Consider the following 15,712-nt stretch of genomic DNA (forward strand, 5'->3'; position numbering starts at 1 on the left):
GTGCGGCACATGCCCGACGAGAAAGCGTCTCGGGCTGAATGGATCGCCTACTACGAGTGGCGGACCGACGTCTTCCGGCATGTGTCAGCAGTTGATACCAGGCATCGCTACGAAGCCGGTGCGAACGCATGGCTTGCCAAGGACAAGGCCGTGAAACTGAAAGGTTCTGGTGAGGCGGACGCGACATTGATTAGCTAATTCGGTTCCTGGTCAGCCCGATGGGCAAATTGAACAGAGGGGAATGTCCGTGTCAGGTCATTTGGAACAAGCAGCAGGCGCGCTCAACGCGGCAGGGCAACAAATGCCTGTGGAGTTGGTGGTGAGTGCGAGTGGCCAGATCGATACGGCGGTCGCTGCGATCCAGCAAGCCGGGGGTGCCGTCGGTGACGAGCTAACCGGCATTGCGCTCGCGATCAAAGGTGAGCTGGACGCCACTGTGGCGCGGCTTCTACAACTCCGTCAACAGCTCGACAGCGCCGCGCAAGCTGTGATGCAGCGCGGCTATTGAGAATGGACGGGCAGCGATAGTGCCCGTGGCGGTTCTCCGGGTGTCGCCGCAAAACAACGGCAGCCTGCAACGTTTGGACGTAGTACGTCCACGGACTACAGAAAGACTTTCAGGGAAGCATTTCCGGACAGCGCAGACGGGGCGATTGTTCACCATGCCGTTGAACAACAGGTGCGCAGGAAATTCCCTGGCGCGGGGATCACTGAGGAGGAGATCCATTCTCTTGAAAACCTGAGAGGGATTCCCAAGGGATTGGTCAACAATAGGCTTCATTTGAGTCAGCTCAGAAAGGAATGGAACCGCTTTTATCGCGACAACCCGAGTCCTTCTAAGCAAGAACTTCTAGACTTCGCAACTCAGCTTGACGACAAATATGGTGATCAGTTCGATCCTTCGGTAAGGTGATGACATGTCCGACTTCTTCATGCTTGAACCGGAAGTACCGGGGGAGCTCGGTGACGGTACGGAGCAAGACAGAAACACGCACCCCCCAACGGTGACGCGCGTCGAGTACGCGTTCCACAATTGGCTTGGTGATGACCTGATCACCGCGTTTCCCTGCTTCCTGGTCACCGAGTGGCTTGCCGCAAAGCTGAGCGACGCAGACATGTCGGGATTCGAAATTCGACCAGCCTCCGTCACGCTCGCAGAGGAGGGGGAAGACTGGATCGGCGACGTCGACAAACTTCCCGCCTTCAAGTGGTTGTTTGTCACGGGCAAGCCGGGCCATGACGACTTCGGCGTAACCGACCGCGCCGATCTGGTCGTCTCCCGACACGCGCTCGATGCGCTAGGCAGCGGCACCCTTAGCCACTGCGACATCGCGCCGTACGCGTCCGTTTAGGACACCTCCCCTTCCCACCGGGCAAGGGGAGGTGCCGGCCCCCAACGCTGATCCCCGGGCGTGGGGGCCGACCCGTTCGTTGAGTCTGCTGTTCCTTGGGGGCAGACCAAAACCGCACGTCAGGTGGCCAACAACGCGGAAACCAAGTGTGTGCACTTGCGCTGACCGCAACCCGTTCGGCATCCACACCCACGAGAACGACATGGAGGGCGTCGTCCTCACCGTGCGCCGTGACGGGTCGTACTACGGCAAGTTCGAAGCCATGGTGACCGTCGCGCACACCGACTTCTACTCCTACGTCCCCTCCGGCAGCACCTTCACCAGCGGCCGGGAGAACGTCGACGGCACCGTGCCGATGCGGACCTACAACGGCGTCGCGCACCCCACCACCCGCCAGGAGGCCAAGGGCCACGGTGTCTACGCGTGGAACGGCGCCGAGTTCCCCGGCGGTGACGGCGTCGTCTACTACCCCAGCGGTGTCGCCGAGGTTCCGTCGAGCGGGAACGACCGCTCGGTCGGCTACCAGCTGGTGAACGTCTTCGCCGCCGACGGGCTGTGGGCGCGCCGCGCGAACGCGGTGACCTTCGCCAGTTACGGGACATTCCGCGGTGACAACGGCAAGGACAACGCCGCGAACGCGCCGTGGGGCTGGGACGACGGCAACGACGGCAGTGACCTCCCGCGCGGCGCCATCGCCACAGACCCCGCCTACCTCGTGGCCCAGTACTTCGCGGGCGAGGGCTCCTTCAGCCTCACCTACACCCGAAACTCCTACCGCTAGCCGAGTTTGACGCGCGCGCGCCCTGGGTACACACCACCCGGATCCGCGCGTGCGTAACGCGTCATCGTGAGCGGGGTGGCGGCGCCAGGGCGTCGTCACCCCGCTTCGCCTCGTCCGCGCGGTACGTTGCCGGATCGGACCAGGAGCGCCAGGAGGAACAGTGTCAGAGGTCGAGACCAATGCGGCGGCTCACGCGTCAGGAGTGCGCGGCGCCGACGTCCGGGTGAGCGCCGACGCCGAACAGGTGCCGCTGATCCGCTCGTTCGCGGCGGACATCGCGATGCGCCTCGATTTCGATCTCGACGCCATCGAGGACGTGCGCATGGCCGTCGACGAGGCGTGCTCGCTGCTCGTGCGGGCGGCGGTGCCGGACTCGTCGCTGTTCTGCTCGTTCGACCTGCTCGACGACAGCCTGCGGGTCCGCGTCCACGTCGACGCCAAGAGCCCGATGCCGCCGTCGGCGGACCGGATGAGCTGGCAGATCCTCACCGCGCTCGCGTCGTCGGTCACCGAGAACGTCGAAGCCACAGGGGACGGGCACCGCGTGTCCATCGAGTTGGTGACCCGCACCGGGGAAGCGGCGGCGCGGTGACCGAGTCCGACGCCACGCAGCGCGAGGACGCCCGGTTCGAAGAGTTGGCCCGTCTCCCCGACGGCGATCCACGACGTGTCGCGCTGCGCACCGAGTTGGTCGAGGCCTACATGGACCTCGCCCGCAACCTCGCGCGCAAATTCGACCGCCGCGGCGACCAACTCGAGGACCTGGTCCAGGTCGCCACGATCGGGCTGATCAAGTCCATCGACCGGTTCGAGGCCGCCAAGGGCAACTTCTACGGCTTCGCCATACCGACGATCATGGGGGAGCTGCGCAGGCACTTCCGCGACACCGGCTGGGCCGTGCGGGTGCCGCGCCAGCTCAAGGAACTGCACGTGACCGTCGCCACGGGCCGCGCCGAGCTGACTCAGCAGCTGGGCCGCGCGCCCAAGCCCAGTGAACTGGCCGACCACCTGGGGCTGACCAGGGAACAGGTTTACGAGACGCTCATGGCGGGCGCGTCCAAGGAGGGCTCCTCACTCGACGCTCGGCTCGCCGAGCCCAACGGCGACCGGTTCGGCTACGAGGACGACGAGCTCAACCAGGTCGACAACCGCCGGGCGCTGCAACCGCTGCTGGCCGAACTCACCGAGCGGGAGCAGAAGATCATTCTGCTCAGATTCGTTCGCGGCATGAGCCAGGCCGACATCGCGCGCCGCGTCGGCGTCTCCCAGATGCAGGTCTCGCGGCTGCTCGCCAAGATCCTCGACCGACTCCGGGCGGGTCTCGGCGAGGACAGCATGGTGCGCTGATGGATCAGCCGACCCGAAGCTGCCTGCGGCGGTGGGCGATCAGCGCCCGCCGCTCGCCTTCGCCCATCGCGCCCCAGATGCCGTACGGCTCCTGGACGCTGAGCGCGTGCTCGCGGCACTTCTCGAGCACCGGGCAGGCCCGGCAGATCGCCTTGGCGCGGGCCTCGCGCGCGGCCCTCGCCGGTCCGCGCTCGGCGTCGGGGTGGAAGAAGACCACGCTGTCGACCCCGCGGCAGGACCCCTTGGTCTGCCATTCCCATTCGGTCGTGACGGGCTTGGGCAGGCGGGCGATCTCGGCCATCGTGACCCTTCCTTGTGGCCCCGCCATCGCGCGGGGAAGTGATCATCAGATACCCGGTGCCCGCATGGACCAAACTGTGCTCAGTGTTCCCACAGTGATCGGCGCTGCCGGAAACACAGTGACAAACCCGGATTACCCGGTCGGAAAGGATCGATAGTGGAGATCAACAGCGAGGGCCTCGACCCGGTGATCGTGTCCGTGGAGGGTGAGGTCGATCTCGCCACGTCGCCCCGGCTCGAACTGGCACTCGACGAGGCGCTCTCGTCCTCCGGCGCCACCGGCGTGTGCGTCGACCTGTCGAAAGTCGAGTTCATGGACTCCGCGGGCCTGCGGGTTCTCGTGGCCGCGCGGCGCCGGGCCGACGGTTCCGGCCTGTCGATGACCCTGCGCGAGCCGCACGACCGGGTGCGCCGGATCATCGAGATCACGGGCCTGGCGGAGGTGTTCGGGCTCGCCAGAAATTCGTGATTCAAGGTCCCCCAGCCGGGGTATCTCAGAGCGAGTGCACCCCAGTCCCACTGGGAGGGTGGTGCGTGGACTCCAGCAAGAGGCGGCGAGATGGTGGATGACCGGGCAGAGTTAATCGCCCGCCTTCCGCCGACCACCCGGTCGGCGGGTGAGGCGCGTGACTTCGTCAGCGCCGCCCTCCGGTCCTGGGCGTGTGACGAGGCGCTCACCGCTGACGTCGTACTCGCCACCTCGGAGCTGGTCACGAACGCGATGGAACACGGGCGCGGCGAGATCACCGTCGACCTCCGGCTTCTCGAAAGCCGAGTCCTGCTGCGCGTGCGCGACGAAGGCCCGGGCGCGCCGGTGAGCGGGGACCGGGAAGTCCTGGCCCCGCGCAGCCGGGGCCTCACCATCGTCGAAGCGCTGAGCGCCGCCTGGGGGTGGCAGCTCGCCCTCGGCGGGAAGTGGGTGTGGGCGGAGTTCCCCTTCATCCCGGCGAGCGCGCCGGTCCCGTCCATGCACCTGCGCCCGCCCGCACACCACTGAGCCCCCGCACACCCCCTGAGCCCGCACACCACTGCACGGCGTCTGTGCTACTTCCGTGCTACTTCCGCGCCGCGATGCGAGCCAGGAAATCGTCAGCCGTTCGTGTGTTGATGACCCGGTCGGGACCGATCCCGCACTCCTCGGCGCGTTCGCACCCGAAGGGCAGCCAGTCGAGCTGACCGGGTGCGTGCGCGTCGGTGTCGATCGCGAAGTCGCAGCCGAGCTCCTCGGCCAGGGTCAGCAGCCTGCGGGGCGGGTCGAGGCGCTCCGGGCGGGAGTTGATCTCCACGGCGACCCCGTACTCGACGCACGCGGCGAACACCGACTGGGCGTCGAAGGTCGACTCCGGGCGGCCGTGGCCGGTCACCAGCCTGCCCGTGCAGTGCCCCAGGATGTCGGTGTGCGGGTTGGCTACGGCGGTGAGCATCCGCTCGGTCATCTCCGCCTTGGGCATGCGCAGCTTCGAGTGCACGCTGGCCACCACGACATCGACCTCGGCGAGCAGCTCGTCGGTCTGGTCGAGGCCGCCGTCGAGCAGGATGTCGACCTCGATGCCGGTGAGGATCAAGAACGGGGCCAGTTCCACGTTCAGCTCGGCCACCACCTCCAGCTGCCTGCGCAGCCGCTCCGCGCTGAGCCCGTTCGCGACCTTGAGCCGCGGGGAGTGGTCGGTCAGCGCCATCCACTCGTGGCCGAGCGCGATCGCCGCCTCGGCCATCTCCCGGATCGGGCTGCCGCCGTCGGACCAGTCCGAGTGCGTGTGGCAGTCCCCGCGCAGCGCGGCCCGCAACTGGGCGCCGCCCGCGACCGGCGACTGGGCGCCCTCGGTCAGCTTGGTCAGGTATCCGGGCTCGCCGCCCGTGACGGCTTCGGTGATCGCCGCGGCGGTGGACTTACCGATGCCGGGCAGCGCGGTCAGCGTGCCCGCCTTGACCCGTTTGTCCAGTTCTCCCGGGGGCAGATCGGCGACTATCGCGGCGGCCTTGCGGAACGCGCGCACCTTGTAGGTCGGCTCGCCCGACCGCTCCAGGAACAGCGCGATCTGCTTGAGGGCGGCGACGGGATCCATGCCCCCAATTAACCATCGCCCGGCGACAGTCGCGAGCCGCCCTAGCGTTCGAAGGGCCGAAAGGAGTGCCGCCATGGATATCCCGGTTACCGCACCCGTCGACCCGTCAGCGCTGACCGACCTGCTCGACGGACGGTGGGCGCACGTCCGCCGAGACGCGCGCATCCGGATGTCCGAGCTGCCCGCGCCGCCGGTCGACCTGCCCACCGAGGAGCACCGCGCCCAAGTCCTCGACTCGCTGCGCGCGCTCGTCGCCTCCGGCTACCCGCGCGCCGGGTTCCCGAAGGAGTACGGCGGTGAGGCCGACACCGGAGCCGCGCTCACCGCGTTCGAGATGCTCGGCTTCGGCGACCTGTCGGTCATGGTCAAGGCGGGCGTGCAGTGGGGCCTGTTCGGCGGCGCGGTGGTGGCGCTGGGCACCGAGGTCCACCACGAGCGCCACCTGCGCGCGATCATGGACCTGGACCTGCCCGGCTGCTTCGCGATGACCGAGACCGGGCACGGCTCCGACGTCCAGCACCTGCGCACCACCGCCACCTACGACCCGGCGACCGGCGAGTTCGTCGTCCACACGCCACACGAGGGCGCCCGCAAGGAGTACATCGGCAACGCCGCCCGCGACGGCAGGATGGCCGTCCTCTTCGCCCAGCTGGTCACCGGCGGCGAGTCCCGAGGCGTGCACGCGCTGCTGGTGCCGATCCGCACCGGGTCCGGCGAGCCCGCTCCGGGGGTGCGGATCGAGGACTGCGGGCGCAAGGCGGGCCTCAACGGCGTCGACAACGGCAGGCTCTGGTTCGACAACGTCCGGGTCCCGCGCGACGCCCTCCTCAACCGCTACGGCGACGTGGCCGCCGACGGCACGTACAGCAGCCCTATCGACGGCGACTCCAAGCGGTTCTTCACCATGCTCGGCACCCTCATCCGCGGCCGGATCAGCGTCGCGGGCGCCGCGGGAAGCGCGACGAAGACCGCGCTGAAGATCGCCGTGCGCTACGCGCAGGTCCGGCGCCAGTTCGACAACCCGGAGACCGGGGAGGAGGTCGTCCTCCTGGACTACCTCGCCCACCAGCGCAAGCTGCTGCCCGCCCTGGCGACCACGTACGGCCTGCACTTCGCCCAAGAGGAACTCGTCACCACCCTGCACGAGCTGCGGACCGACGACGACCGCGCGCAGCGCGAACTCGAATCGCGGGCGGCGGGCATCAAGGCCGTCGCCACCTGGCACGCCACCAAGACCGTCCAGACCTGCCGGGAGGCCTGCGGCGGCGCGGGCTACCTGGCGGAGAACCGGCTGCCCGGCATCAAAGCCGACACCGACGTGTTCACGACCTTCGAAGGCGACAACACGGTCCTGCTCCAACTGGTCGCGAAGGGCCTGCTGACCGGATACCAGCAGCACCTGCACGCACTCGGCAGCGCGGGCATGGCCCGGTTCATCACCGACCAGGTCCTCGGGACCGTGCTCGAGCGCACCGCCGCCCGCGGGCTCATCGACCGGCTGATCAACGCGGTCACCACACAGGACGAGGAGACCGACCTGCTGGAGCGCGGCTGGCACCTGAAGCTGTTCGAGGACCGCGAGAAGCACGTCCTCGACACCCTCGCCCGCCGCCTTCGCCGGGCGGGGGAGGAGGGCGCCGACTCCTTCGCCATCTTCAATCGTGCGCAAGACCACGTCCTGCGCGCGGCCCGGGTCCACATCGACCGGGTGGTTCTCGAGGCTTTCGTCGCCGCGATCGACCGCGGCACCGACCCCGCCGTCACGGAGTTGCTCGACCGGCTCTGCGACCTCCACGTGCTCAGCAACGTCGAGGCCGACCTCGACTGGTTCCTCGGCCACGGCCGTCTCACCACGGCCCGCGCCAAGGCTGTGACCAGCGCCGTCAGCGAACTCTGCGCCCATCTGCGACCGCACGCGGGCACCCTCGTCGAGGCGTTCGCCATCCCTGACAGCATGGTCGGCGCCCCCATCGCACTCGGCGCCGAACGCGACCGCCAGGACGCCCAGCGCGCGCACGAGGCCCCGGAACTACCCCGTATGGAGGACTCCGAAGAAGCTGTGACACCGTGATCGAGGATCGGGTAGTCCTGGCCAGGAAAGGCCCGTATCCTGGACACTGACACCCCCACTGCGGGGTGCCCGCCGGGTCCGGCGGCAACCGTGATCGCCCGGCGCCCGCGACCGCTGTGCCGGAGGAGGAAACATGCCACTCTCCGAGCACGAGCAGCGACTGCTCGACCAGATCGAGCGCGCTCTCTACGCCGAGGATCCCAAGTTCGCCTCCACTGTCCGAGGTGCCCGCCTACGCAAGCCGTCCCGACGGCGCAGGCTGCAGGGCATCGCCCTGTTCGTCCTGGGCGTTGCACTCCTCGTGATCGGTGTGATGCTGCCGTTCAAACCGGCGGGTATCCCTGTGGTGAGCCTGCTCGGCTTCCTGGTGATGTTCGTCGGCGCTCTGCTCACGCTGACGGCCCTGCGACACGGCGGCGACGCCGCGTCGGAAGAGGGCGAAGGCCAACGTCCGCCGGGCGGCGAGTCAGCCCACCGGCGCGGCTCGTTCTCCCAGCGGATGGAAGCGCGCTTCAAGAAGCGCTTCGACGGCGAGCACTAGTACCCGCCTCCCCGAGAGGCAGTACAACGCTTCGGGTGGTCCTGGGACTTCGGTCCCTCGGCCACCTTCGCTGTGTCCGGACTGATAGCGGTTGTCCCCGAGGCTTGGGCTACTGGCGCTTGGTGCGGCGGGGTTGGACGACCGAGCGCGGGAGCAGGCGGGCCTTCCACGGCAGGGGAGCCGTGCGGCGCAGGCCGCTGACGACCTCGTCGAACGCCTGGGCCAGCGCCGGGTCCTCGGCCCGCCCGCCGTACCAGGACCGCTCCACCGAACTCACCACGGTCCGAAGCGCCATCTTGCCGCCCTCGTCGAGGTTGTGCTCCCGCGACATCCTGCGCGCGGCCGTGCGGACGGTGTCGGCGTCGGACACCGACGCGCCACGATCCCAGGACTCGGCCATCAGCTCGGTCCACGCCGCGCTCGCCGCGGCCGGGGTGCCCGCGAGCACCGCGTGCCGCCGGTCGTGCCGCCACCACTCCCGGACCAGCGCCGGAATGGTCGTCGCCACGAGCACAAGGACCAACACGGCCAGCCACCAGGACAAGATGGAAGCCAGGAAGAACACCGTCAACGTCCCCAGCGCCGCCACGACCGGCACCACGAACCGCAGCAGGTCACGCCTGACGTGCGCGACCGCCATCGCGGCGACCAGTAGCAGCGCGCAGATCAACGCCGCGTAGAGCTGCCAGGGGATCGACCACGAATCCTCCCCGGGTGTCGGCGCCTCGCCCGCGGTGTCCGGCCGGTCCTCGGGATTCTGCTGAGCCGACGTGCTCGGCCCGGCCGACGCCGACGGCGCCGCGGACTCCGACACGGGCGTCGACGTCTCCGTGTTCGGGTCGCTGGTCGTGTACGGCGCCTCGTAGGTGCGGCCGTCCGACAGCGGGGTCGGGTCGAACGTGACCCACCCCTGCGCGGGGAAGAACACCTCGACCCACGCGTGCGCGTCCTGCGTCGTGATCGACCGGTAGTCGCCGGACTGGAATCCCGCCGTGTAGCCGATCGCGACCCGCGACGGGATGCCCGCGGCGCGCGCGAGGATCGCCATCGCCGAGGCGTACTGCTCGCAGTACCCGATCTTCGACCGGAACAGGAACTCCTTGAGCGCGTCCTCGTCGCTGGAGGTGCCGGTCTGCGTCTTGTACTCGAACCCGTTGGACCGCTCGAAATGCTTCTGCAGCGCCAGCGCCTTGTCGAACATGGTCGTCTTGCCCTCGGTGATCTGCTTCGCGAGGGCGACGACCTCCGCGTCGATGCCCTCGGAGCCCAGGTACACCGGGTCGATCTCGCCGAAGTCGTACCCGGCCAGCCGCAGGTCGGCCGCGGTGGGCTGACTCATGTCGGCCTCTTCGACATAGGTGGGCAGCTTGCGCGGATTGCGCGAATAGACCATGCCGCCGCTCTGGTCGTAGAACATGCCCTTCGGGATGTCCCGCAGCTTGCGCGGGATCCCGTAGACCGGTGCCCACAGGTCTTGGGAGTTGATCGGCTCGATGGAGATCCGGGTGATCGTGCCGCCGCCGTCGTCACCGGGGGCGGGCGGCAGGTCGCTGTCGGCCGGGATGTCGTCGGGCAGGGCGTCGGCGGCGGTCCAGCCGCCGTTGCGGTCATAGCGGGGCAGCGTCATCGCCCGCAGGTAGCGGCCCTCGTTGCCGAGGCCCCGCACGCGGAACAGTTCGACGTTCGTGCCCTGGTCGAGCATGCCGCGCAGCGCCGTGAACGGCTTGAGCGCCAGCCCGCCGCCCCCGCCGCCGCCCCCGCTGCCGCCGGGCAGGCCGCCGACCGTGCCGATGCCCGTGACCACCACGCCCGCGAGCAGACCCAGCACCAGAGCCGACGACACCATCGTCGTCGGTGAGCCGAACGCGGCCGTGGTGTCCGGCAGCGCGGGCCGGTTGCGCCACTGCTGGTGGCGGTGTGCGCCGTCGACGGCCAGCAGCAGCGCGAACGAGGTCGCGCCGAGCACGAAGGACCACCAGGGCAGCAGGTCGTCGGCCAGCGAGGCGGGCACGGCGTAGACGCAGAGCAGCACGAGCCCACACGCGGCGGGGGCGCCCGCGGAGACCGCGAGCGTGTCGACGAGGACCGCGACCAGCCCGATCGCGATCACCACCAGGCAGAGCATCGGCGTCGACGCGGGTACCGGTGGCACCCCGGTCTGCACGGCATCGACCGACTTGCGGAGCACCTCGCCCAGTTCGGCGAACGCCGAGGGACCAGGTATCAACCCGAGGATTCCGCTATGGGTGAACAGGGCCACGACCAGGAACAGCAGCGCGACCATCTGAGCGAGACCGACCACGAGGGTCGGGGTCCGGATCGCCCGCAGGGCCAGACCGGTCGCCGTCACCACGATCACCGCGATGCCCGCGTAACCCAGCCAGCGCATCCCGTCGATCACACCCGCGAGGGCGCTGGAGGCGCACAGCGTCGTGATGGCGGCGATCACCGGGGTGACCGTCACCGACCACTGCGCCTGCGGAGTCGTCTGCTCGCTCATCGCCCGACTCCCGGGGTGGTGCGTGGTGTCGTGTTCACGGTGATCACAGGCCGAACCCCGCGATCATGCTGTCGCCGCGCTTGGTGCTGTTGCGGCAGACGCTGCCCCACACCCCGGCCATCGGGGTGTCGGGGCGGGCGATCGTCACGCCCCAGCCCGCCGCCGCCAGCAGCGCGGCCGTGCCTTGCGGGTCGGCTTCCGGGCCCTGGGCGGCACCCCATGCCGAGGTGTCGAGCAGGACCGCGAGGCTGCGCGTCCCACGGGTCCGGTACCTGATCAGCTGGCCCACCGACTCCGGCGTCGCCGCGCCGATGATCGCGATCAGCTCCTGGCCGTGCCCGGGGTCCGCCGGGCAGTTGATCTCCCGCTGGTGGATCGGCTGCAGCGCGGCGAGCGCGTCCAGCACCGCGTTGTCACTGTGGCTGCCGTCGCCCGCGTCGCTCACGAGAACGCTGCCGGTCTCGGTCACCAGGCGGATCTGCTGGCCGTAGCGGTGCAGGTGCACGCAGATGGAGGCGGCGAACGACACCGCCCACTCCAGGCTGGAGCTCGCGCCGGTGCCGCGGTGGCCGGACACCCGGTGGTCGAGCAGCACTGTCGTGCCGCCGCGCCACGGGCTTTCCTCGACCCGGACCATCATCTCGTCGCGCTTGGCCGTCGAACGCCAGTGGACCTTGCGCAGGTCGTCGCCCTGGCGGTAGGGACGCACGATCGCGTCGTCCTCGCCGTGGCCCGCGTTGAGCCGGATCGAGCCGTCGTCACCCGAGCCAAGGCCCGAGCCACCCGGCACGCCGCTGAGCGGGACCACCCGGGGCACCACGACGAGCCGCGAGGTCCGCGCGAGTTCGCGTTCGAACTCGGCGAGGCCGAACGGGTCGGTGATCGTCGCCTTGAGCGGCCCGAGCTGCTGGATGCCGCGCAGCATCGGCTGCACCGCGTACCGCAGCTGCGTGCCGCTGTGGCGGGGCAGGTGCTCGATGACGAACCGGGGCTTGCCGCCCAGCGCGTAGGGCACGCCGTCGGAGATGAGCAGCCCGCTCGTGGGAAGCCTGCCGGTGCTGCGCACCGTCAGCGCGACCTCCGCGCGCCCGCCCACGGGGACCCGCGCCGGGGCGATCTGGCGCTCCGCGTGCAGACCGACCCTGGCCACCGCCGTGATCAGGCAGACGATCAGCGGCAGCGCCACCACGAACACCGCGACCCGGAGCAGGTCACGCTCGTTGAGCACCACCGAACACAGCGCGGCGGCGATCCCCGCGGCCAGCAGACACCGGCCCCGCGTGGTCAGCCCCGACAGCGCACCGCGCATGGACCACTCCTACTGACGACCGCGAGCGGCCCATTGCGCGCTCGGCTCCGCCTGCGGGACCGGCACGCGCTGGATCAGACCGCGGATGAGCTCGGCGGGGGACCGGCGCGCGGCCTGCGCCTCAGGGGTGAGGTTGAGCCGGTGCGCCAGAACCGGGATCGCGACCAGGTGGATGTCGTCGGGCACGACGTAGTCGCGACCCGACAGCGCCGCCTGCGCCCGCGCGGCCCGCACCAGGTGCAGCGTCGAGCGGGGGGAGGCACCGACCCGGATCTCCGAGAGCCTGCGCGTCGCCGACACGAGCTCGACGGCGTAGCGGCGCACCTCGTGGGCGATCTGGACACCGCGGACCGTCTCGATCAGACCGCGGACCTGGTCGGCGTCCGACACCGGCTTGAGGGTTTTGAAGACGTCGTGGCCCGCGTGCTCGTCGACCATCGCCAACTCGGCCTGCGGGTCCGGGTAGCCGATCGACACGCGCGCGGTGAAGCGGTCGCGCTGCGCCTCGGGGAGGGCGTAGGTGCCCTCCATCTCGATCGGGTTCTGGGTGGCGATCACCATGAACGGCGACTGCAGCTCGAAGGTCTTGCCGTCGACGGTGACCTGCTGCTCCTCCATGCACTCCAGCAGCGCGGACTGGGTCTTCGGCGAGGCCCGGTTGATCTCGTCGCCCACCACGATGTTCGCGAACACCGGGCCGGGTCGGAACTCGAACTCGTTGGTCTGCCGGTTGAAGATCGACACGCCGGTGACGTCGCTGGGCAGCAGGTCGGGGGTGAACTGGATCCGGCTCACCGAACAGTCGATGGACCGCGCGAGCGCCTTGGCCAGCGACGTCTTGCCGACGCCGGGCACGTCCTCGACCAGCAGGTGGCCCTCGGCGAGCAGCGTGACCAGGGCGATCCGCACCACCTCGGGCTTGCCGACCAGCACCCGCTCCACGTTCGCGGCGATCCGCTGCGCGCAGACATGCAGTTCGTCGAGCCTGCCGGGCCGGAGCCCGTCCTGCTGGCCCGTGTACCCGGAGATCGGCCCCAGCTGCGGCTCTTGCCCTTGACCGCCGCCGAACGGGGGGTGCCCAGGCAGAGCGGCGGGGGAACTTGACGTCACGCGACCTCCTGATGCGTCTCAAAACGGCTGTCCGGGAATCCATCGCCCGATCCGGGCATGGACGCGCTCGGCGCCTGACGTCGCCAGCCACGTCCCGTGGCCGCGACAGCCTTCCATGGAGTGTGTCAAACCAGGGCGAAGTACCCCAGCGTTTCCAGGGAAGCCGATGGGACCCGCCGGCCCGGTGTGGATAGTGCCAGGCGGGCCGCGGCCATGATCGGCCGCTCCCGCCTCGCGGGCGCGGCCCCCACTCCGCTACCGGCGCGGGCCGTGCTCACGCTGAGCGATGGCACGCCCGGGCGCGGCCGTGCGCCTGCCCCACGATCACCCACCAGCGCCCGCCAGGTTCCCCACTCCATTCCCCACCACGCTCCCCACAGAGCCCCACATACCGAAGGACGCGCGGGATAACCCGGGGTTGCGTCCGAATTTCGAGCGATCTTGACGGGCGGGACTTCACCCGCGGCGGTCAGGTCCCCCACCGCCCCCCACACCGCTGCCGCGCCCTCTAGCTGGGAAAACGTCATCCACGGCCGGGTCGAACCGGGTCATTTCGCGTTGACTGTGGTGAAAAGTGGGGTACTGTGGCGCCAAGTGGGGCAGACGGGAGCCTCATGACCGATCCGACCGGTTCGGTGGGGAGGTGAGTGTCCGGATGTTCCTCGGCACGCACACCCCCAAGCTCGACGACAAGGGGCGGCTGACACTGCCGGCCAAGTTCCGAGAAGCTCTCGCGGGTGGACTCATGGTCACGAAGGGTCAGGATCACTGCCTCTACGTGTTCCCGCGCGCGGAGTTCGAGGAGATGGCGCGCAAGGTCGCTGCCGCACCCCTGACGAACGAGGCCGTCCGGGCCTACCAGCGGTACCTGTTCGCGGGAACCGATGAGCAGCGTCCGGACAGCCAGGGCCGGATCGCGGTCGCACCGGAACTCCGGCGCTATGCCGGGCTGACCAAGGAGTGCGTGGTCATCGGGGCGATCACCAGGCTGGAGATCTGGGACGCGCAAGCGTGGCAGACCTACCTGGACGAGCACGAGGACAGCTACTCCCAGGCTCGGGAGGAGGTGCTGCCCGGCGTGTTCTGAGTAGTGGGGGAGCAGAGGACGCGGGTGCCGTGAGGCCTCGGTCCGCTCGCTTTCGGCCCTGGCGCACCTTCCCCGGTGCCAGGTTCGACGAGCGGGCGGGGACCTGGCGGCACCCGGCCTTGTTTCGGCCGGAAAGTGGAAAGGGGGTGTGGCCACATGACGGAGCAGCCGCGGCACGTGCCGGTGCTGTTGGACCGGATCTTGGAGCTGTTCGATCCGGCCCTGTCCGGGCGCCCCGCCGTCCTTGTCGACGCCACCCTTGGGCTCGGCGGCCACGCCGACGCCCTGCTGGCCGCGCACCCTGAACTCACCCTGATCGGCCTCGACCGCGACCCCAACGCCCTCGCCATGTCCCGTGAACGCCTTGCCCGCCACGGCGACCGGGTCCACCTCGTGCACACCGTCTACGACGGAATCCTGGAGGCCATCGGCGGACTGGGACTGTCGCGGGTGGATGGTGTGCTCTTCGACCTCGGCGTCTCGTCCATGCAACTCGACGTGGCCGAGCGAGGTTTCGCCTACTCGAAGGATTCGCCGCTCGACATGCGGATGGACCCGACCACCGGCGCGACCGCCGCGGACGTGCTCAACACGTACCCGCCGGGCGACCTGGTCCGGATCCTGCGCGAGTACGGCGAGGAGAAGTTCGCCACCAGGATCGTCCGCGCGGTCGTGAACGAGCGTGAGAAGGAACCGTTCACCAACAGCGCCAGGCTGGTCGAACTGCTCTACTCCGCCGTGCCCGCGGCGTCGCGGCGCACTGGCGGTCACCCCGCCAAGCGCACCTTCCAGGCGCTGCGCATCGAGGTCAACGCCGAACTCGACGTCCTGCGCCGCGCCATCCCGGCGGCCCTCTCGGCGCTGCGGGTGGGCGGGCGGATCGTGGTGGAGGCCTACCAGTCCCTGGAGGACCGGATCGTCAAGAAGGCCATGGCCGAACTCGCGAAGTCGACCACGCCGGAAGGACTCCCGGTCGAACTGCCCGGCCACGGCCCCCAGATCCGCATGCTGACCAGGGGGGCCGAGCAGGCCGACGAGCAGGAGATCGAACGCAATTCGCGCGCCCAGTCCGTCCGACTGCGCGCCGCCGAACGAATCCGGGAGGCATCATGACCGCACCCACGCGCAACAAGAACGCCGCGCGCGCAGCCACGAAGCCGACCGACAAGTCCCTGGACGAGACTGCGGAGGTCGCGGGCCCGGACGACCGCGCCGACCGCTCGCGCCGCCGCCGTCCCGCCGCCGACG

17 protein-coding genes are annotated in these 15,712 nt (G+C 69.6%); 12 read left to right on the forward strand and 5 right to left on the reverse strand.

The window, feature by feature from the left end; genetic code table 11:
• The 6 genes from ACRDSQ_RS23190 to ACRDSQ_RS23215 all read left to right on the forward strand — a co-directional run.
• On the forward strand, window positions 1-198 hold a 198-nt coding region (locus tag ACRDSQ_RS23190), incomplete at its 5' end, for an AMED_5909 family protein (RefSeq protein ID WP_431423981.1).
• Between the two features lie 49 nt (window positions 199-247).
• Window positions 248-508 (forward strand): hypothetical protein, encoded by a 261-nt coding sequence (locus ACRDSQ_RS23195; RefSeq protein ID WP_431423983.1) that lies wholly within the window; start codon window positions 248-250, stop codon window positions 506-508.
• 409 nt (window positions 509-917) lie between these two features.
• Window positions 918-1,352, forward strand: a complete 435-nt coding sequence (locus tag ACRDSQ_RS23200; protein ID WP_431423984.1) for a hypothetical protein — start codon at window positions 918-920, stop codon at window positions 1,350-1,352.
• 148 nt (window positions 1,353-1,500) lie between these two features.
• The gene (locus ACRDSQ_RS23205) at window positions 1,501-2,133 is read left to right on the forward strand and encodes a hypothetical protein (RefSeq protein WP_431423985.1); all 633 of its coding nucleotides are present in this window, start codon (window positions 1,501-1,503) and stop codon (window positions 2,131-2,133) included.
• A 160-nt stretch (window positions 2,134-2,293) separates the two neighbouring features.
• A complete protein-coding gene (locus ACRDSQ_RS23210; protein ID WP_431423986.1) occupies window positions 2,294-2,725 on the forward strand; it encodes an ATP-binding protein in 432 nt (143 codons plus the stop codon).
• Window positions 2,722-3,480, forward strand: a complete 759-nt coding sequence (locus ACRDSQ_RS23215; protein WP_431423987.1) for a SigB/SigF/SigG family RNA polymerase sigma factor — start codon at window positions 2,722-2,724, stop codon at window positions 3,478-3,480. The genes ACRDSQ_RS23210 and ACRDSQ_RS23215 overlap by 4 nt, the downstream gene beginning before the upstream one ends.
• Window positions 3,481-3,484: 4 nt before the next feature.
• Here ACRDSQ_RS23215 and ACRDSQ_RS23220 read toward each other — a convergent pair whose 3' ends face one another.
• Entirely contained in the window at window positions 3,485-3,781 is a 297-nt protein-coding gene (locus ACRDSQ_RS23220; protein ID WP_431423988.1) for a WhiB family transcriptional regulator, read from the reverse strand.
• A 156-nt stretch (window positions 3,782-3,937) separates the two neighbouring features.
• Here ACRDSQ_RS23220 and ACRDSQ_RS23225 point away from each other — a divergent pair, with 156 nt between their 5' ends.
• Both ACRDSQ_RS23225 and ACRDSQ_RS23230 read left to right on the forward strand, forming a co-directional pair.
• On the forward strand, window positions 3,938-4,249 hold the full coding sequence (locus ACRDSQ_RS23225) for an STAS domain-containing protein (RefSeq protein ID WP_431423990.1): 312 nt from the start codon (window positions 3,938-3,940) through the stop codon (window positions 4,247-4,249).
• 93 nt (window positions 4,250-4,342) lie between these two features.
• On the forward strand, window positions 4,343-4,777 hold the full coding sequence (locus ACRDSQ_RS23230; protein ID WP_431423991.1) for an ATP-binding protein: 435 nt from the start codon (window positions 4,343-4,345) through the stop codon (window positions 4,775-4,777).
• Window positions 4,778-4,835: 58 nt separating this feature from the next.
• Here the strand turns inward: ACRDSQ_RS23230 and ACRDSQ_RS23235 are convergent, their stop codons facing one another.
• On the reverse strand, window positions 4,836-5,846 hold the full coding sequence (locus ACRDSQ_RS23235) for a PHP domain-containing protein (protein WP_431423993.1): 1,011 nt from the start codon (window positions 5,844-5,846) through the stop codon (window positions 4,836-4,838).
• A gap of 73 nt (window positions 5,847-5,919) precedes the next feature.
• Between ACRDSQ_RS23235 and ACRDSQ_RS23240 the strand changes: the two genes are divergently transcribed.
• Together ACRDSQ_RS23240 and ACRDSQ_RS23245 are read left to right on the forward strand one after the other, a co-directional pair.
• Window positions 5,920-7,917 (forward strand): acyl-CoA dehydrogenase, encoded by a 1,998-nt coding sequence (locus ACRDSQ_RS23240; RefSeq protein ID WP_431423994.1) that lies wholly within the window; start codon window positions 5,920-5,922, stop codon window positions 7,915-7,917.
• Between the two features lie 133 nt (window positions 7,918-8,050).
• Window positions 8,051-8,458 (forward strand): DUF3040 domain-containing protein, encoded by a 408-nt coding sequence (locus tag ACRDSQ_RS23245; RefSeq protein ID WP_431423995.1) that lies wholly within the window; start codon window positions 8,051-8,053, stop codon window positions 8,456-8,458.
• 109 nt (window positions 8,459-8,567) lie between these two features.
• Here ACRDSQ_RS23245 and ACRDSQ_RS23250 read toward each other — a convergent pair whose 3' ends face one another.
• Genes ACRDSQ_RS23250 through ACRDSQ_RS23260 form a run of 3 tightly spaced genes read right to left on the reverse strand, consistent with a single transcriptional unit; the run spans window position 8,568 to window position 13,377 of the window.
• The gene (locus tag ACRDSQ_RS23250; RefSeq protein ID WP_431423997.1) at window positions 8,568-10,958 is read right to left on the reverse strand and encodes a transglutaminaseTgpA domain-containing protein; all 2,391 of its coding nucleotides are present in this window, start codon (window positions 10,956-10,958) and stop codon (window positions 8,568-8,570) included.
• 43 nt (window positions 10,959-11,001) lie between these two features.
• Window positions 11,002-12,267: a DUF58 domain-containing protein gene (locus ACRDSQ_RS23255; protein ID WP_431423999.1), complete on the reverse strand. Its 1,266-nt coding sequence runs from the start codon at window positions 12,265-12,267 to the stop codon at window positions 11,002-11,004.
• 9 nt (window positions 12,268-12,276) lie between these two features.
• Window positions 12,277-13,377: an AAA family ATPase gene (locus ACRDSQ_RS23260; RefSeq protein WP_431424001.1), complete on the reverse strand. Its 1,101-nt coding sequence runs from the start codon at window positions 13,375-13,377 to the stop codon at window positions 12,277-12,279.
• 655 nt (window positions 13,378-14,032) lie between these two features.
• Here ACRDSQ_RS23260 and mraZ point away from each other — a divergent pair.
• Window positions 14,033-14,464 (forward strand): division/cell wall cluster transcriptional repressor MraZ, encoded by a 432-nt coding sequence (gene mraZ / locus ACRDSQ_RS23265; protein ID WP_091374372.1) that lies wholly within the window; start codon window positions 14,033-14,035, stop codon window positions 14,462-14,464.
• Window positions 14,465-14,620: 156 nt separating this feature from the next.
• Window positions 14,621-15,577, forward strand: coding sequence for a 16S rRNA (cytosine(1402)-N(4))-methyltransferase RsmH (rsmH, locus tag ACRDSQ_RS23270; protein WP_431424003.1), 957 nt, complete (start codon window positions 14,621-14,623; stop codon window positions 15,575-15,577).
• Window positions 15,578-15,712 lie beyond the last annotated feature (135 nt).

The organism is Actinokineospora sp., assembly GCF_050699995.1.
Classification (GTDB): domain Bacteria; phylum Actinomycetota; class Actinomycetes; order Mycobacteriales; family Pseudonocardiaceae; genus Actinokineospora.